We start from the raw sequence: 684 nt of genomic DNA on the forward strand, positions 1-684 counted from the left end.
TTAGCTCCGTGAACAAGTCTTGTGATATGGCTTAAACCTGTCCCAGCTAAAGCTGATAAAGCAGAAACACCTACTTCTATACTTCCCAATCTTTCGCTTGAATTAAAGCCCATTGATTCAGCTAAAGTTTTAGAAATTTGTCCTTTGGTTTCTCTCAAAGAGATAGAATTTTGAGCAACGAGTTTGTCAGAATCAAAACCAAAACCAGTTCCTTCTATGGCTATATCGCGTCCATCATTTTTTATTAAGGAAAGACGACCATAGTTTTCCATCATATTTGCAGCTATACCTGCACCAGCACCTATACTACCTGTGATGCTAATACCGCGTCCATCATTTGAAGTAAGTACAAGTCTGCCGTACTGATCTCTTGTAGCTTCAACACCGGTAGTGTCTTTGACAGCATTGATTGCGGCTAATAAGGCTCCGTTTTTATCAGAATCTTGGTATGCAACTTTACCGATAATAACTCCGTTAATTGAGAAAGTATCATTAGTTTCACCTTGCATAATCTCTCTACCACCAAGAGTTTGAACATTGTAAGTTGCACGAACGCCTGTTTTATCTGATACTCTGTTAATCTCTTCAGCTAAAGCACCAAGACCTGTGCCAATAGAAGTTGAGATTTTTATTTTAGAAAGATCGAAGTCTTCTATACCATTATAGTTTTTAATGGTCATTTGA

1 protein-coding gene is annotated in these 684 nt (G+C 37.9%); it reads right to left on the reverse strand.

Going from position 1 to position 684, the window contains the following annotated elements; genetic code table 11:
* Window positions 1-684, reverse strand: a 684-nt coding sequence (locus tag OQH62_RS08590; protein WP_323053709.1) for a flagellin hook IN motif-containing protein, incomplete at both ends; no start/stop codon positions are given.

The sequence above is a fragment of the Campylobacter sp. MIT 21-1684 genome (assembly GCF_026241315.1).
Lineage (GTDB): Bacteria > Campylobacterota > Campylobacteria > Campylobacterales > Campylobacteraceae > Campylobacter_D.